The 15700-nt window shown below is 66.6% G+C and carries 14 protein-coding genes; 9 read left to right on the top strand and 5 right to left on the bottom strand.

What is annotated here, in order from left to right; genetic code table 11:
- The first annotated feature begins 257 nt into the window (after positions 1 to 257).
- The 4 genes from ctaE to qcrB all read left to right on the top strand — a co-directional run bounded on the left by ctaE (position 258) and on the right by qcrB (position 4791).
- Positions 258 to 872: an aa3-type cytochrome oxidase subunit III gene (gene ctaE / locus AC0IX4_RS09805; RefSeq protein WP_042575201.1), complete on the top strand. Its 615-nt coding sequence runs from the start codon at positions 258 to 260 to the stop codon at positions 870 to 872.
- 78 nt (positions 873 to 950) lie between these two features.
- Positions 951 to 1832, top strand: coding sequence for a cytochrome bc1 complex diheme cytochrome c subunit (gene qcrC, locus AC0IX4_RS09800; protein WP_082043121.1), 882 nt, complete (start codon positions 951 to 953; stop codon positions 1830 to 1832).
- Positions 1829 to 3052, top strand: coding sequence for a cytochrome bc1 complex Rieske iron-sulfur subunit (gene qcrA, locus AC0IX4_RS09795; RefSeq protein WP_082518519.1), 1224 nt, complete (start codon positions 1829 to 1831; stop codon positions 3050 to 3052). Before qcrC ends, qcrA begins: the two co-directional genes overlap by 4 nt.
- Positions 3049 to 4791, top strand: a complete 1743-nt coding sequence (qcrB, locus tag AC0IX4_RS09790) for a cytochrome bc1 complex cytochrome b subunit (protein ID WP_471828856.1) — start codon at positions 3049 to 3051, stop codon at positions 4789 to 4791. The genes qcrA and qcrB overlap by 4 nt, the downstream gene beginning before the upstream one ends.
- A gap of 1438 nt (positions 4792 to 6229) precedes the next feature.
- Here qcrB and AC0IX4_RS09785 read toward each other — a convergent pair.
- Positions 6230 to 6646, bottom strand: coding sequence for a cytochrome c oxidase subunit 4 (locus AC0IX4_RS09785; protein ID WP_042575204.1), 417 nt, complete (start codon positions 6644 to 6646; stop codon positions 6230 to 6232).
- Between the two features lie 6 nt (positions 6647 to 6652).
- Positions 6653 to 7663, bottom strand: coding sequence for an aa3-type cytochrome oxidase subunit II (gene ctaC / locus AC0IX4_RS09780; RefSeq protein WP_197074781.1), 1011 nt, complete (start codon positions 7661 to 7663; stop codon positions 6653 to 6655).
- Positions 7664 to 7979: 316 nt separating this feature from the next.
- Between ctaC and asnB the strand changes: the two genes are divergently transcribed.
- Positions 7980 to 9905: an asparagine synthase (glutamine-hydrolyzing) gene (asnB, locus tag AC0IX4_RS09775; RefSeq protein WP_471829284.1), complete on the top strand. Its 1926-nt coding sequence runs from the start codon at positions 7980 to 7982 to the stop codon at positions 9903 to 9905.
- Between the two features lie 22 nt (positions 9906 to 9927).
- Here the strand turns inward: asnB and AC0IX4_RS09770 are convergent, their stop codons facing one another.
- The 3 genes from AC0IX4_RS09770 to AC0IX4_RS09760 form a co-directional block, all read right to left on the bottom strand.
- Positions 9928 to 10902 (bottom strand): carbohydrate kinase family protein, encoded by a 975-nt coding sequence (locus tag AC0IX4_RS09770; protein ID WP_042575207.1) that lies wholly within the window; start codon positions 10900 to 10902, stop codon positions 9928 to 9930.
- 147 nt (positions 10903 to 11049) lie between these two features.
- Entirely contained in the window at positions 11050 to 11436 is a 387-nt protein-coding gene (locus AC0IX4_RS09765; RefSeq protein WP_042575208.1) for a HesB/IscA family protein, read from the bottom strand.
- A gap of 97 nt (positions 11437 to 11533) precedes the next feature.
- Entirely contained in the window at positions 11534 to 12583 is a 1050-nt protein-coding gene (locus AC0IX4_RS09760; RefSeq protein ID WP_471828855.1) for a glycerate kinase family protein, read from the bottom strand.
- A 69-nt stretch (positions 12584 to 12652) separates the two neighbouring features.
- Between AC0IX4_RS09760 and AC0IX4_RS09755 the strand changes: the two genes are divergently transcribed.
- From AC0IX4_RS09755 to AC0IX4_RS09740, 4 genes are read left to right on the top strand one after another with little or no spacing between them, the layout of a single operon-like run.
- Positions 12653 to 13312, top strand: coding sequence for a DUF3043 domain-containing protein (locus AC0IX4_RS09755; protein WP_052493293.1), 660 nt, complete (start codon positions 12653 to 12655; stop codon positions 13310 to 13312).
- Between the two features lie 7 nt (positions 13313 to 13319).
- Positions 13320 to 13901, top strand: a complete 582-nt coding sequence (locus AC0IX4_RS09750; RefSeq protein ID WP_471829282.1) for a bifunctional adenosylcobinamide kinase/adenosylcobinamide-phosphate guanylyltransferase — start codon at positions 13320 to 13322, stop codon at positions 13899 to 13901.
- The gene (gene cobT, locus AC0IX4_RS09745; protein WP_471828854.1) at positions 13898 to 14953 is read left to right on the top strand and encodes a nicotinate-nucleotide--dimethylbenzimidazole phosphoribosyltransferase; all 1056 of its coding nucleotides are present in this window, start codon (positions 13898 to 13900) and stop codon (positions 14951 to 14953) included. Before AC0IX4_RS09750 ends, cobT begins: the two co-directional genes overlap by 4 nt.
- Positions 14950 to 15696, top strand: coding sequence for an adenosylcobinamide-GDP ribazoletransferase (locus AC0IX4_RS09740; protein ID WP_471828853.1), 747 nt, complete (start codon positions 14950 to 14952; stop codon positions 15694 to 15696). Before cobT ends, AC0IX4_RS09740 begins: the two co-directional genes overlap by 4 nt.
- Positions 15697 to 15700: the final 4 nt, after the last annotated feature.

Genomic DNA, 15700 nt, shown 5'->3' with positions numbered 1-15700 from the left:
GGCGGTGGAGGAGACCTTCGCGCCACCGACTCTAGAGTTCGAGTCGAGACTCCACCGGTGGTGTCGCGAACACCACTGTCCGTCGACTCCGACCCGCTCCGACGTGGGCAGACCGGCCCTATTGAACTAAAAGTCCAGGAAGAGGGGCCGTACCGTCCGAGATTGCGCCTTCTTGCTACGCGCGCGCGAACGACGCTCGACGCGCCAACCGATACCCGGCTATGCCTTTCGTACTACGACGGGTCATACTTGCGGATGTGACGAGCGCAGTAGGTACTTCGGGATCCGCCATCACCCAGCGTGTCCATTCGCTGAACCGGCCGAACATGGTCAGCGTGGGCACGATCGTGTGGCTGTCCAGCGAATTGATGTTCTTTGCCGGCCTCTTCGCGATGTATTTCGTCGCGCGGGCCCAGGCCGAGCCGGGTCAGTGGCCCCCGGAGCCCACCGAGCTGAACCTGACGCTCGCCGTACCCGTGACGGCGGTGCTCATCGCATCGTCCTTCACCTGCCAGCTCGGTGTGTTCGCCGCCGAGCGCGGTGACGTCTTCGGCCTCCGCCGCTGGTACACCCTCACGCTGGTCATGGGCGCGTTCTTCGTCGCCGGCCAGGGCTACGAGTACTACCACCTGGTGCACGAGGGAACGTCGATCTCGAGCAGCGTCTACGGCTCGGTCTTCTACATCACCACCGGCTTCCACGGCCTGCACGTCATCGGCGGACTGATCGCGTTCGTCTTCCTGATTACCAGGACCCTGGTCAGCAAGTTCACGCCGGCCCAGGCAACCGCCGCCATCGTCGTGTCCTACTACTGGCACTTCGTCGACATCGTCTGGATCGCGCTGTTCGCGACGATCTACTTCATCCGCTGACCGAGCAGGCGTCGAATACCCGATGACAGCCTCATCGGTGACATCCGACAAGCCGTCCCGACACGACAAGGGATACAGATGAGTTCTTCACCCCCCGGCACACCCGACGACGACGGAGTCGTCGTCCAGAGCGGCACCCCGACTGCCTCCGCGAAGAAGGCCAACCGCCGTCGTCGCACACGTCGCCGGGTCAGTGGCGCGATGGTGCTGTTCATGGGCCTCGTCGGCGCGGGTTTCCTCGCGGCGGCTCTCACGCCCGATGCGCAGGTCGCCACCGCCCAGGAAGACAGCGCAGCCATGGTGCGCGAAGGCCAGCAGATCTACGACACGTCCTGCGTGACGTGCCACGGCGCCAACCTCCAGGGCGTCAAGGATCGCGGACCGTCGTTGATCGGCGTCGGCGAAGCTGCTGTCTACTTCCAGGTCTCCTCCGGACGTATGCCGATGGCACGTAACGAGGCACAAGCCGAGCGCAAGCAGCCCAAGTACAACCAGGCACAGGTCGACGCTCTGGGTGCGTACATCCAGGCGAACGGCGGCGGGCCCACGGTCGTGCGCAGCGACAGCGGCGAGATCGAGCAGGAATCGCTCCGCGGCGGCGATGTCGCCCGCGGCAGTGAGCTGTTCCGTCTCAACTGCGCGTCGTGCCACAACTTCACCGGGCGAGGTGGCGCACTGTCCTCGGGCAAGTACGCCCCGACGCTCGACCCGGCCAACGAGCAGCAGATCTACCAGGCGATGGTCACCGGACCGCAGAACATGCCCAAGTTCTCGGACCGCCAGCTCTCGCCCGAAGAGAAGAAAGACATCATCGCGTACGTCAAGTCGTCCTCCGAGACTCAGCCTCCCGGTGGTTACGGACTCGGCGGATTCGGCCCCGGCACGGAAGCCATCGCCATCTGGGTGGTCGGCATCGGTCTGATCGTCGGAGCAGCACTGTGGATCGGAGTGAGGTCATGAGCGGCGACAACTTCCCGGAAGACGGCACTGCCGACGACCGCAGGGCATTCGATCCGGACCGTAAGTACACGGACGAGGAACTGTCCGCCATGAGCCGCGACGAACTCGTCGCACTCGGCACCAACCTCGACCACGTCGATGTGGCGTTCCGTCGTGCACGCTGGCCCGTCCCCGGAACCAAGGCCGAGAAGCGCGCCGAGCGCAGCGTCAGCCTGTGGTTCTTCCTCGCCGGTGTCTCCGCGATCGCCTTCATCGCCATCTACCTCTTCTGGCCGTGGCAGTACGCCGGCATGGGCGAGGACCAGTACGGCTTGTACAGCCTCTACACACCGCTGATCGGTCTGACCATGGGTCTGGCCATCCTCGGCGTCGGCGTGGGCGCCGTGCAGTTCACCAAGAAGTTCATCCCCGAAGAGGTGTCCATCCAGGATCGCCACGACGGTGGTTCGAGCGAGGTGGACAAGAGGACGGTCGTCGCCGAACTCAGCGACTCCTTCGACACGTCCACGCTGGGTCGTCGCAAGATGATCAAGCGCAGCCTCGTCTTCGGCGGCGGCGCACTCGGCATCATGTCGATCCTTCCGCTCGGTGGCCTGATCAAGAACCCGTGGGCCGAGGGCGACGAGTCGTCGCTCTGGGTCTCGGGATGGACCCCGAGCTACCCTGGAGAGACGATCTACCTGCGGCGTTACACCGGCCGCGTCGACGACGTGGTGCTGGTACGTCCCGAAGATCTCGATGCAGGCGCCATGGAAACCGTGTTCCCGTTCCGCGAGTCCGAACGCGGCAACGAAGAAGAGCTGTCACACGCTCTCAAGGGAATCCGTAACGCCGTCATGCTCATCCGTCTCCGCACCGAGGACGCCGACCGCACGGTCAAGCGCAAGGGCCAGGAGAGCTTCAACTACGGCGACTACTTCGCCTACTCGAAGATCTGCACCCACCTCGGTTGCCCCACATCGTTGTACGAGCAGCAGACCAACCGGATCCTCTGCCCGTGCCACCAGTCGCAATTCAACGCGTTGGAATACGCCAAGCCGATCTTCGGACCGGCCGCACGTGCTCTTCCGCAGCTGCCCATCACGGTGAACGAAGACGGTTTCCTCGTTGCCGCGGGCGATTTCATCGAGCCGCTCGGACCCGCCTACTGGGAACGTCCGGCCGGAGTACACGAGCAGGAGAACGCTTCTGCTGCGTCGTCATCGGAAGGTTCACGATGAGTCCAACCATCGCCACTCTCGCTGCGAAGCAGGCCGAGGGCGTCGACTCCCGCTATCACCTCTCTGCGGGCATGCGTCGACAGATCAACAAGGTTTTCCCGACGCACTGGTCGTTCCTGCTCGGTGAGATCGCGCTGTACAGCTTCATCATCCTGCTGCTGTCCGGCACGTACCTCACGTTGTTCTACGACCCCTCCATGTCCGAGACGATCTACGACGGCGCGTACGCACCACTCCGCGGCGTCGAGATGACCAGGGCCTACGCGACCACGCTGGACTTGTCCTTCGAGGTCCGCGGCGGTCTGTTCATCCGCCAGATCCACCACTGGGCAGCGCTGCTGTTCGCGTGCTCGATCATCGTGCACATGGCCCGCATCTTCTTCACCGGTGCGTTCCGACGCCCGCGTGAGGCCAACTGGGTCATCGGCTCGCTGCTGCTCATCCTGGCCATGTTCGAGGGCTTCTTCGGTTACTCGCTTCCCGACGACCTGCTCTCCGGCACCGGCCTCCGCGCCGCGTTCTCCGGCATCACCATCTCCATCCCGGTGGTCGGTACGTGGATGCACTGGTTGATCTTCAACGGCGACTTCCCGGGCACGATCATCATCCCGCGCCTCTACGTCGCTCACGTCCTCCTGTTGCCGGCCATCATCCTGGCGCTCATCGCGGCTCACCTCGCGTTGGTCTGGTACCAGAAGCACACGCAGTTCCCCGGCCCCGGCCGCACCGAGACCAACGTCGTCGGCGTTCGCATCCTCCCGGTCTTCGCAGTGAAGTCGGGCGCGTTCTTCGCAATGACGTTCGGTGTCCTCGCGGTCATGGGCGGCGTTCTGCAGATCAACCCGGTGTGGGCCCTCGGCCCGTACAACCCGTCGCAGGTGTCCGCAGGCTCGCAGCCCGACTTCTACATGATGTGGACCGACGGCCTCGCTCGACTGTGGCCCGCGTGGGAGCTCTACCTCGGCAACTACATGATCCCGGCCGTGTTCTGGGTGGCCGTCATCATGGGTGCGGTGTTCGCGATCATGATCGCGTACCCCTGGATCGAGAAGCGCTTCACCAAGGACGACGCACACCACAACCTGCTCCAGCGTCCCCGCGACGTGCCGGTGCGCACTGCAGTCGGCGCCATGGCGATCGCCTTCTACGTGGTCCTCACGCTCTCCTGCGTGAACGACATCATCGCGTACAAGTTCGCCATCTCCCTGAACGCGATGACCTGGATCGGCCGCATCGGCCTGGTCGTCCTGCCTCCGATCGCCTACCTGCTGACCTACCGCTTCTGCATCGGTCTGCAGCGCAGCGATCGCCAGGTGCTCGAGCACGGCATCGAGACCGGCGTCATCAAGCGCCTGCCGCAGGGTGCCTACGTCGAGATCCACCAGCCTCTGGGCCCGGTGGACGAGCACGGACACCCGCTCCCCCTCGAGTACCAGGGCGCCGCACTGCCCAAGAAGATGAACAAGCTCGGCTCGGCCGGCAAGCCCGGCTCCGGCAGCATCTTCACTCCGGACTCGGACGAAGAGCACCGGTTGCACGAGCGTCTGTCGCACGAGGGCGAGCACGATCAGCTCACGATGCTCCGCACGTACCAGGCAAAGGTCCTGGCGCAGGGCAACGGCCACTCGAACGGCAACGGAAGCTCGAACGGCAACGGCCTTGCGAACGGCAACGGTCACGCCAACGGCAACGGTCATGCGAACGGCAACGGTCACGATCCGGAGTCCAACGGACACTGATCCCACCAAGTAATCGATGAGAGGCGCCACCCGATTCGGGTGGCGCCTCTTCTCGTTCCAGCACTCCCCTCCCCCACCCACGGGCCGGGGCGGACACGTCCGTTCCGGCGCGAGCGCACACCTCCTCCAGCGCAACGTCGGCGTGTCACCACGGCGAGTCCCGGTGCGGGTACATACAAGGGGTGTGCGCTCGCGTCACTCAGCACCGCTGGAGCGCAGCAACCGAGAGTGGCCCGGCATGCGCCGCACCGTGAAAAGCCGCGCCACGCAGCACGACCGCACACCCCCACCACCGAAACGTCGGCGTGTCACCACGGCGAGTCCCGATGCGGGTGCATGGAAAGGGTGTGCGCTCGCACCGCTACGACGCGACACAAGCGAATCGGCCGTCACGCGCAGCACCGGGCAGGCCACGCCACTCAGCACGACCGCACACCCGCACCAGCGAAACGTCGGCGTGTCACCCCGGCGAGTCCCGGTGCGGGTACATGGAAATGGTGTGCGCTCTCGTCACTCAGCACCGCTGGTGCGCGGCAACTGAGAATGGGCCACCATGCGCCACACCGTGAAAAGCCGCGCTACGCAGCGCGACCGCACACCCCCTCCAGCGGGACACCGGCGTGCCACCACGGCGAGTCCCGGTGCAGGTACACGGAAAGGGTGTGCGCTCTCGTCACTCAGCACCGCTGGAGCGCGGCAACTGAGCTGGGCCACCATGCGCCGCACCGTGAAAAGCCGCGCTACGCAGCGCGACCGCACACCCCCACCAGCGAAACGTCGGCGTGTCACCACGGCGAGTCCCTGCGCGGGTACAAGGAAGGGGTGTGCGCTCGCACCGCACAGCAGTGGACGCAGTTGCAGAGTGCGCGCGGCGGATCTGGACGAGCGGCGCCTCCGCATGACCGCACACCCCCTCCAGCGAAACGCCGGCGTATCACCACGGCGAGTCCCGGTGCGAATACCTGAAAAGGGTGTGCGCTCGCACCGCTCAGCACCACTACGTCGACATGCGCGCACCGCTCACAGAAATGCCGCACACGTTGCAGAGTGCGCGCCGCTGTAGCGCCTCCGAGCAACCGCACACCCCCTCCAGCGAAACGCCCGCGTGTCACCACGGCGAGTCCCGGTGCGAACACATGGAAAGGGTGTGCGCTCGCACCGTTCGGCACCCCTACAGCGCGACACATGGGAACCCGGCCGGCGTGCGCGGCACCACGGAGGCAGCGCCTCTCAGCACGACCGCACACCCCCTCCAGCGGATCACCGGCGTGTCACCACGGCGAGTCCCGGTGCGAACGCATGGAAAGGGTGTGCGTTCGCACCGCTCACACCACCCCGCCGCGCCGCGCCATTCAACCGCGACCGCACACCCCAAGCACACACTCCGACAACGCAGAACGCCCCCAGCATCAGCTGGGGGCGTTCTGGGGAGAGTGTGTCAGTGCTTCTCGGGTCCCACGTGGTACTCGAAGACCAGGCCGGCAGCCGCACCGATGATGGCGAGGGCGCCCAGAGCCAGCATCCACGGCTCGTAGAAGGCGAAGGCCAGGGCCATGAAGGCACCGGATCCGGCGAGGATGATCGGCCAGAAGCTACCGGGGCTGAAGAAGCCCAGGTCGCCTGCACCGTCGGCAACCTCAGCGTCGTCGTAGTCCTCGGGACGGGTGTCCAGGCGACGAGCGACGAATCGGAAGTACGTGCCGACGATCAGCGTCAGACCGGCGGAGAGGGCGATGGCGGTGAGGCCTGCCCATTCGATGCCGGTACGTGAGAAGCCGGTGAACACGCCGTAGAGAATTCCGACGAGGATGAAGAACCCGGTCAGGATCTCGAAGAGCTTCGCTTCGATCTTCATGTGGTGTCAGTTTCCTTCTGCCACGGTCGCACTCTTGAGCGTGCGATCTGTGTTGAACGGCGACGTGGAGGTCGCGAGGGGCTCCTGGCCGATGGACTCGAGTGCCTGAGCGTTGGTCTGTCCGTCACGACGGGCATCCATGTACGACTCGAATGCCTCGGGGCTGACGGCGCGGACCTCGAAGTTCATCATCGCGTGGTAGGTGCCGCACATCTCGGCGCAGCGCCCGACGAACGCGCCTTCCTGCTCGATCTCGCTGATCTGGAAGACGTTGTCCGAGTGGTTCTCTTTCGGGTTCGGGAGCACGTCGCGCTTGAACAGGAACTCGGGCACCCAGAAGGAGTGGATGACGTCCGAGGACGCGATCTCGAACTCGATGCGCTTACCGGTCGGGAGCACGAGGATGGGCACCTCGTTGCTGGAGCCGACGGTCTCGATGTCGTTGTAGTTCAGGTAAGACTGATCGGACTTCTCGCGACCGAACAGCGGGCCCGGCTCTTCACCCTCGGTGGTGCCGGCTTCTTCGGCTGCCTGCTCGCGCTCCTCGTCGGTGCCGTCGTAGATCGCACGGCCGTCCTTGAGGTCGACGGTGCGGTAGCCGAACTTCCAGTTCCACTGGAACGCGGTGACGTCGACGACGACATCCGGGTTGTCCTGCTTCTCCTGCACGTAGTTCTGCACCACGACGGTGAAGTAGAAGAGCACGGCGATGATGACGAACGGCACGGCCGTGTAGAAGAGCTCCAGCGGCACGTTGTAGGCCGTCTGGCGAGGGAACTCCGGGGAGTCCTTCTTCTTACGGTGGAACGCGACGGTCCAGAACGTGAGGCCCCAGACGATGACGCCCATGATGAGAGCCGCGATGACCGACCAGGTCCACAGCTCTCGCATGCGCTCGGCCTGCGGGGTGATGCCCGAAGGCCACCCGAACCGAAGAACCGAGTTGTCGATGCCGCAGCCCGACAGCACTACGGCGGCCACTGCAAGAGAAGCCACCAATCCGACTCGCCGTGTCATCCGACGGCCGGATCCACCACCACGCTGCGCCACGATCACGCCTTCCTGATTGCCAAGATGGAGAGTACGAACACGCCTCGCGCTGCAGGCCGAGCGGCCTGCGTGCACGATGTGTCCGTGTACTACGCAGCGTAGACCAAAGCGGCCTCGGTTCTCGTGTCGGGTGGGCCACGTGTTGGTCGGCGCCGCAACTGTGGCCACGGCGGCGACTGCGGCATACTCGGACCGACACTCGCCGGGCCCGTGGTCCGGCGTTCCCCGACGGCCGAGCCTGCGCGATCGGCTGTCACATCGATCGAAACGAGGCTTGCCGACCGTGTGTGGACTGCTGGGACTGCTGACACCGAACGCATCCGCGGAAGATGTCGTCGATGCCGTCGGCTCCGCGTCGCAGTGCATGCGGCATCGCGGCCCGGACGAGCCGGGTACGTGGCACGACGCCGATCTGGCGCTGGGCTTCAACCGGCTCTCGATCATCGACATCGAGCACTCCCACCAGCCGTTGCGGTGGGGCCCCGAGGACAACCCGGACCGCTACGCGCTCGTCTTCAACGGAGAGATCTACAACTACCTCGAGCTGCGCGCGACGCTGACCGCCGAGTACGGCGCCGTCTTCGCGACGGAGGGTGACGGCGAGGCGATCGTCGCCGCATTCCACTTCTGGGGTGACGACGCCGTCCGCAAGCTGCGGGGCATGTTCGCCATCGCACTGTGGGACACCGAGAAGCGTGAACTGTTCCTCGCACGTGATCCGTTCGGCATCAAGCCGCTCTTCTACTCCACGGGCACCGGCGGCACGGCGTTCGCGAGCGAGAAGAAGAGCATTCTCGAGCTGCTGGAGAAATTGGGTGTGTCGGACGAGCTCGACCCCCGCGCGTTGGAGCACTACACAGTGCTGCAGTACGTGCCCGAACCGGAGACGTTGCACGCCGGCATCGTCCGCCTGGAGTCCGGCTGCTTCGCACGGCTGACGCCGGGTTCCGCTCCCGTCGTCACGCGGTATTTCCGGCCGACGTTCCCGGTACGCCCGGTCGCGTCCGGTACCGAGGCTGCCCGCTACCGGGAGATCGCTCAGGCGCTCGAGGACTCCGTCGCCAAGCACATGCGTGCCGACGTCACGGTGGGCTCGTTCCTGTCGGGCGGTATCGACTCGACGGCGATCGCCGCGTTGGCGATGCGCCACAACCCCGACCTGGTCACGTTCACGACGGGCTTCGAACGCGAGGGGTACTCGGAGGTCGACGTCGCCGCCGAGTCGGCTGCAGCCATCGGTGCCAAGCACGTCATCAAGGTCGTCGGACCGGAGGAGTTCGCCGCGGCGATACCCGAGATCGTCTGGTACCTCGACGACCCGGTGGCGGATCCAGCGCTGGTGCCGCTCTACTTCGTCGCCAAGGAAGCTCGCAAGCACGTCAAGGTCGTGCTGTCCGGTGAGGGCGCGGACGAGTTGTTCGGTGGCTACACCATCTATCGCGAGCCGCTGTCGCTCGCACCGTTCGACAAGCTCCCCTCCTCCCTGCGCCGTGCTGCAGGTCGGCTCAGCGAGCGCATCCCGGAAGGCACCCGCGGCAAGAGCCTGCTGAACCGCGGATCGATGACTCTCGAAGAGCGGTACTACGGCAACGCCCGCAGTTTCAACGACGCCCAGCTTCGCTCGGTGCTTCGGGAGTTCCGGCCCGAGTGGACCCACCAGGACGTGACGGCGCCGATCTACGCGCAGTCCGTCGGGTGGGATCCGGTGGCGCGCATGCAGCACCTCGACCTGTTCACGTGGCTGCGCGGCGACATTCTGGTCAAGGCCGACAAGATCACGATGGCCAATTCGCTGGAGCTTCGTGTGCCGTTCCTCGACAACGAGGTGTTCCGGGTGGCGGAGCAATTGCCGCTCGAACAGAAGATCACGAAGTCGACCACCAAGTACGCGCTGCGCAAGGCGCTCGACGGCATCGTGCCCGACCATGTGCTGAACCGCGCGAAGCTGGGTTTCCCTGTGCCGCTGCGGCATTGGTTGCGCGGCACCGAGTTGTTCGACTGGGCTCACCAGCAGATCGCCGACTCGCAGACCGACCACCTGCTGGACAAGGCGGCGATCACTCGGATGCTGAACGACCATCGCGAGGGTCGCAGCGACCACAGCCGTCGACTGTGGACGGTGCTGATCTTCATGGTGTGGCACGGCATCTTCGTCGAGAAGCGCATCGTGCCCGCAATCGCGGAACCGACCTACCCCGTCCGGCTCTAGCAGGTAGGTCGGCCGCGAGGATCTAGCGAGGAAGTACGGCGGCGATCTCGTTCGCGGCGTCGTCGCCGTACGCCTCGGTCAGACGCTTGATCGCGTCGTCACGTACCAGTGTCCATTCCTGGGTGCCGGTGGTCTCGAGGACCAGAACGGCGATGAACGATCCGAGCTGTGCGGCCCGCTCGAGACCGAGGCCCTTGGCGCGACCGACGAGGAAGCCGGCACGGAATGCGTCGCCGACTCCGGTGGGATCGACCTTGCTGGTCTCCGGGACCACGCCGACACGGAGGTCGGTGCCGTCCTTGCCGACGATCTCGACGCCGTTCTTGCCCAGCGTCGTCACGCGCAGACCAACCTTGTCGCGGATCTGAGACTCGGTGAGACCGGTCTTCTGACGCAGCAGGCCCCACTCGTACTCGTTGGTGAACAAGTACTCGGCGCCTTCGATGAGCTCGGTCGCCTGCGCACCGTCGAGCCGGGCGAGCTGCTGGGACGGATCGGCGGCGAAGGGGAGGCCCAGTTCGCGGCACTCCGCGGTGTGGCGCATCATCGCGGCCGGATCATTGGCCCCGACGAGGACCAGGTCGAGGTCACGCCCTTCGGAGATGTCCGTGACGGAGATGTCCCCGGCCTCGGTCATGGCTCCGGGGTAGAACGATGCGATCTGTGCCATGTCCTCGTCCGTGGTGCAGACGAAACGGGCCGTGTGAGCCGTCTCGGACAGGGTGACCGCGGAGCAGTCGACTCCGTTGTCCTCCAGCCAGGACTGGTATTCGGCGAAGTCGGGACCGACAGCACCGATCAGCAGAGGTGCCGCACCCAGCACACCCATGGCGTATGCGATGTTGCCACCGACACCACCCTTGCGAATGACGAGGTCGTCGACGAGGAAGCTCAACGAGACGTGGGCGAGCTGATCGGCGAGGAACTGGTCGGCGAAGCGACCGGGGAATCGCATCAGATGGTCGGTAGCTATGGAGCCGGACACCGCAATGGTCACGTCCGAGGGCCTTTCGCAGCAGGTGCTTGTGAACTGAACTGCTGTGAACCTTACCCGGGTGAGCATGCGGTGAACCCCACATGCACGTCGTCCCCGGCTCCAGGTTCGGAGCCGGGGACGACGGTGGAGCAGGTCAGAGCATGTGACTCAGTTGAACGAGTCACCGCAGGCGCACGAACCCGTGGCGTTCGGGTTGTCGATGGTGAAGCCCTGCTTCTCGATGGTGTCGACGAAGTCGATCGAGGCGCCCTCGACGTACGGCGCGCTCATCCGGTCGACGGCCAGCGTGACGCCATTGAAGTCCTTGACCAGGTCGCCGTCGAGCGAGCGGTCGTCGAAGAACAGCTGGTAGCGCAGTCCTGCGCATCCGCCGGGCTGCACTGCGATGCGCAGAGCCAGATCGTCGCGACCTTCCTGGTCGAGGAGTGCCTTCGCCTTGGACGAAGCGGCCTCGGTCATCAGGACGGCATGCGTCTCGGTGTCGGCACCGGTGGTGGTCACGTCGCTGGTAACGACGTCGTTCTGCACAGTCATGGGTTCTCCCTATCGTTCGTGCCCTCTCGGCATAACGCCAGCGAACATGATCAACGGTACTCCCGACCCCGGTATTCCACACGATCGCCGGGGTGCGTCACACCGAGAATCGGTGACGTGCGACCTCTGCCGACAGCGCCGTCAGCTGCGCTCGGGCGTCCGACATCGCGAGCTCGACCGATCCGGCGAAGTCGGTCACCGAATGTGCAGCCTCGATTCCCGCACCACGCATCTCGGCCTCGTCGAGGTGCACCTGACCTGCGAGGACGATGGTGCGGATGCGGTGCTCGGATGCGGCCGCCGCCAGCGCCGTGACCACCTTGCCGCGCAGCGACTGCGAATCGAACTTGCCCTCACCGGTCAGAACGAGGTCCACGGTGGGCATCACCTCGTGGCGACGAGTGCGCCGGGCGACGACGTCCGCGCCCGACGTCCTGGTGGCCCCCAACGCCAGCAGGGCCGCTCCGAGTCCGCCCGCGGCGCCGGCGCCCTCGAGATCCGCGACGTTCCGCCCGGCAATACGGTCGAGTTCGCTGCACCACTCGGCGTTGCGCGCCTCGAGCAGCTCGACGGTCGTCGCGTCGGCACCCTTCTGCGGTCCGAAGACCGCGGCCGCGCCGGCCGGTCCCAGCAGCGGGTTGTCGACGTCACTGGCCGCGACCAGCTCGATGTCGCGCAGTGCGGCCGACGCAGCATCGGGTCCGCAGAGCGCGTGGATCATGCCGTAGCCACCGTCCGTGGAGCTGCTGCCGCCGAGCCCGACGACGACGGTGCGCGCACCGCGGCCGATCGCCTCGGCGATCAGCTGTCCCACTCCCCTGCTGTGCGCCTCGACTGCCGTCTCGACGTCGGGCGCGCGCCCCAGGAGGTGCAGCCCGACGGTCTGCGCGACCTCGATGTAGGCGGTGGTGCCGTCGAGAAGCCATCGCGCCGTCACGTCGTGTTCCAGAGGACCCGCCACGACGGTGTCGATCACCTGCCCACCGTCCACGGCGAGAGCGTCGACGAAGCCCGGCCCGCCGTCGGACTGCGGAGCGAGGATCAGGTCGTCGTCGCGTTCGCTCGACCATCCGGCCGCGATGGCGGCGGCGGCGTCGGCCGCGGTCAGGGTGTCTCCGAAGGAATCGGGGGCGATGAGAACGCGCATCGGGTCACTCTATCGACGGACTGCGGTGTTCACCCTGTCGTCTCCGTCGAATAGCCTGTGCATGTGAAGCTGCCCTTCGGTAAGTCCGGTGACAAGTCCGTCGACCACGAGTCGACCGCCGCGGATCGGACCGAGCCCACCACCGCGTCGCCTGCTACCGGCAAGGTCAGCGTGAGCAAGGGCCGTCCGACACCGTCCCGCCGCGAGGCGGAAGGTCGCCGACGCGGTCCTGTCGCGCCGGCTCCGCTGACGGCCAAGGAAGCGCGTGCCCGGCGCAAGGCCACGCGGGGGTCGAAGGAAGAGCGCAAGATCGCCTCCGCGGAGCGTCGTGCCAAGTCGGCCGATCAGCGCGCCCGCATGATGGCCGGTGAGGACAAGTTCCTTCTGCCTCGCGACAAGGGACCCGTCCGTGCGTACGCCCGCGACCTCGTCGACTCGCGGCGCAACTTCGTCGGACTGTTCATGCCGATGGCGTTGATCCTGCTCGTGGCCCTGTTCCTGAGCCCCGCGGTCCAGTCGATCGTCACCCTGGCGCTGTTCATCATGATGATCTTCATGGCCATCGACGGGTACTTCCTCGGCCGACGGGTCAACAACCGGGTGCGCGATCGTTTCCCGGAGACGCCCGACGGTGGCTTCAAGCTCGGGTGGTACACGTTCGTCCGCGCGTCGCAGGTCCGCAAGATGCGCGCACCCAAGCCGCGCGTCGGCCCCGGCGACGCGGTCTGATCCGCACATCGCGGTGACACACCGGACACTCGTTCTCGGTGGTGCACGCTCCGGCAAATCCGGCCACGCGGAAGCACTGCTCGCCGGCCGTTCCGCCGTGCGCTATATCGCGACGGGACGACGCAACCCCGGCGACACGGACTGGGACGACCGCATCGATCGGCATCGCCGCACCAGACCGAGCCACTGGTCGACGCTGGAGGTCTCTGCGCACGGCGACCTCGCTGCAGCTCTGACCGACCATGGCATGCCGACGCTCGTCGACGACCTCGGCACGTGGCTCACCGGCGCGCTGGACGACCTCGAGGCGTGGGATGCGCCGCGCGGCACCGTCCAGCCGGCCGTCGACGCCCTCGTCGACGCGGTCGACCGTCATCCCGGACCGCTGGTGATGGTCTCCCCCGAAGTCGGTCTCGGCGTGATCCCCGAGACGCGGGCGGGCAGACTCTTCCGCGACGAGATCGGGTCGGTGAACGCACGACTGGCACAGACGTGCGACGCCGTCACACTCCTGGTCGCCGGACTTCCGCTACCCCTCACACACCCGACGCACACACCGTCGACCGATCGACCGAGAGGCACGTCGTGACCGACAGCCCCGCACTGTTCAGCCCGGTGGACCCACCCGACGCGGAGATCGCGCGGCAGGCTCGCGCACGGCAAGCCGTTCTGACCAAGCCTGCCGAGTCGCTCGGACGTCTCGAGGATCTGGCCGTGTGGATCGCGTCGTGTCAGGGGGTGTGCCCACCCCATCGTTTCGCGCGCGCTCGGGCCGTGGTCTTCGCCGGAGATCACGGCATCGCCCAGCACGGAGTGTCCGCCTACCCATCCGAGGTGACGGCTCAGATGGTCGCCAACATCGCCGCCGGCGGCGCCGCCATCAACGCCTTGGCGACGGTGTCCGGCGCGAGCGTCCGTGTGGTCGACATGGCCGTGGACGCCGAGACCGACGAGTCCGTGTCGACGTACAAGGTGCGCCGGTCGAGCGGGTCGATCGACCGTGAGGACGCGCTCTCGGACGACGAGGTGCGCGCCGCCCTCGCCGCGGGTCGCGACATCGCCGACGAGGAGGTCGACGGAGGCGCCGACCTCCTGATCGCGGGCGACATGGGCATCGGGAACACCACTCCGGCAACGGTTCTCATCGCTGCAGTGACCAACACCGAGCCTGTCGCCGCCGTGGGGCGGGGCACCGGAGTGGACGACGCGGGATGGATCCGCAAGACGGCGGCCATCCGTGACTCGTTGAGACGCGCCCGCCCCGTCGTCAAGGATCCGATCGCGTTGCTGCGCACCGTCGGCGGCGCTGATCTGGCGGCCATGACGGGATTCCTGATCCAGGCCGCGGTGCGCCGGACCCCTGTCGTCCTCGACGGCGTCGTCGTCACGGCGGCAGCGTTGGTGGCGAACGATCTGTCGGTCGGTGCTTCCGCTTGGTGGCTGGCCGGTCACCGGTCGACGGAGCCGGCGCACGCCCTCGCGCTCGCGCACCTCCGCATGGATCCACTGCTGGACCTCTCCATGCGTCTCGGGGAGGGTTCGGGAGCGATGGTCGCTCTGCCCATCCTGTCGGGGGCCGTCGCCACTCTCGCCGACATGGCGACCTTCACCGATGCCGGTGTCACCGACAACGGCCGATGAGGTCGTTGCGGCTCGCGTTCTCCTGGCTCACCGTCTTCCCGGTGCGGGGACCGGACACCGTCGATCGTGACGACGCGCGCCGCGCCATCGCGGTGGTCCCGGTCGTCGGGGCGGTGCTCGGCGCACTCGTCGCGGCGCTGGTGTGGCTCGCCGTGACGGGCGGACTCCCCCCGGCAGCGGCCGGTCTGATCGGTGTCACGGCGCACGCTCTGCTGACCCGCGGAATGCACCTGGACGGTCTCGCCGACACCGCGGACGGCCTGGGGTGCTACGGACCACCGGACCGCGCTCGTGAGGTGATGAAGTCGGGATCCACGGGTCCGTTCGGGGTGGCGACAGTCGCGCTGTGTCTCGGCCTGCAGGGCGTGGCGATGGGGACACTGGTGGATCGAGGCCTTGGGTTCGCCGTGATCGCGGCAGCCGTCGCCGCACGATGCGCTGTCGTTCTCGCGTGCCGACGCTCCGTCACAGCGGCCGGCACCACCGGCTTCGGGTCGCTGGTCGCCGGGACTCAGACGACCGTGACGACGGTGTCGTGGTCCGCCGTCGCACTCGTCGTCGGCGCGCTGGCGGGACCGACGTGGTTCCAGGGTGTGGCCGCGGTGGCCGTGGCCCTCGCGGTCGGCGCCGTGCTGGTCCGGCACTGCGTCCGACGCTTCGGCGGCATGGTCGGCGACGTCCTGGGCGCTGTCATCGAACTGACGACGACGCTGGTGCTCGTCCTGTGTCTTATCGAGATCTGACCGA

It is taken from the genome of Rhodococcus sp. AC861 (assembly GCF_979256035.1).
The sequence above is the reverse complement of the archived record's forward strand: the minus strand, read 5'-3'. Positions and strand labels throughout refer to the sequence as shown.

What these genes read in the sequence shown, in the direction of transcription:
- AC0IX4_RS09785 (WP_042575204.1), bottom strand. Translation starts at nt 6,646, where the DNA reads ATGAAGATCGAAGCGAAGCTCTTCGAGATCCTGACCGGGTTCTTCATC.
- qcrC (WP_082043121.1), top strand. Translation starts at nt 951, where the DNA reads ATGAGTTCTTCACCCCCCGGCACACCCGACGACGACGGAGTCGTCGTC.
- AC0IX4_RS09760 (WP_471828855.1), bottom strand. Translation starts at nt 12,583, where the DNA reads ATGCGCGTTCTCATCGCCCCCGATTCCTTCGGAGACACCCTGACCGCG.
- AC0IX4_RS09765 (WP_042575208.1), bottom strand. Translation starts at nt 11,436, where the DNA reads ATGACTGTGCAGAACGACGTCGTTACCAGCGACGTGACCACCACCGGT.
- qcrA (WP_082518519.1), top strand. Translation starts at nt 1,829, where the DNA reads ATGAGCGGCGACAACTTCCCGGAAGACGGCACTGCCGACGACCGCAGG.
- qcrB (WP_471828856.1), top strand. Translation starts at nt 3,049, where the DNA reads ATGAGTCCAACCATCGCCACTCTCGCTGCGAAGCAGGCCGAGGGCGTC.
- AC0IX4_RS09740 (WP_471828853.1), top strand. Translation starts at nt 14,950, where the DNA reads ATGAGGTCGTTGCGGCTCGCGTTCTCCTGGCTCACCGTCTTCCCGGTG.
- ctaC (WP_197074781.1), bottom strand. Translation starts at nt 7,663, where the DNA reads ATGACACGGCGAGTCGGATTGGTGGCTTCTCTTGCAGTGGCCGCCGTA.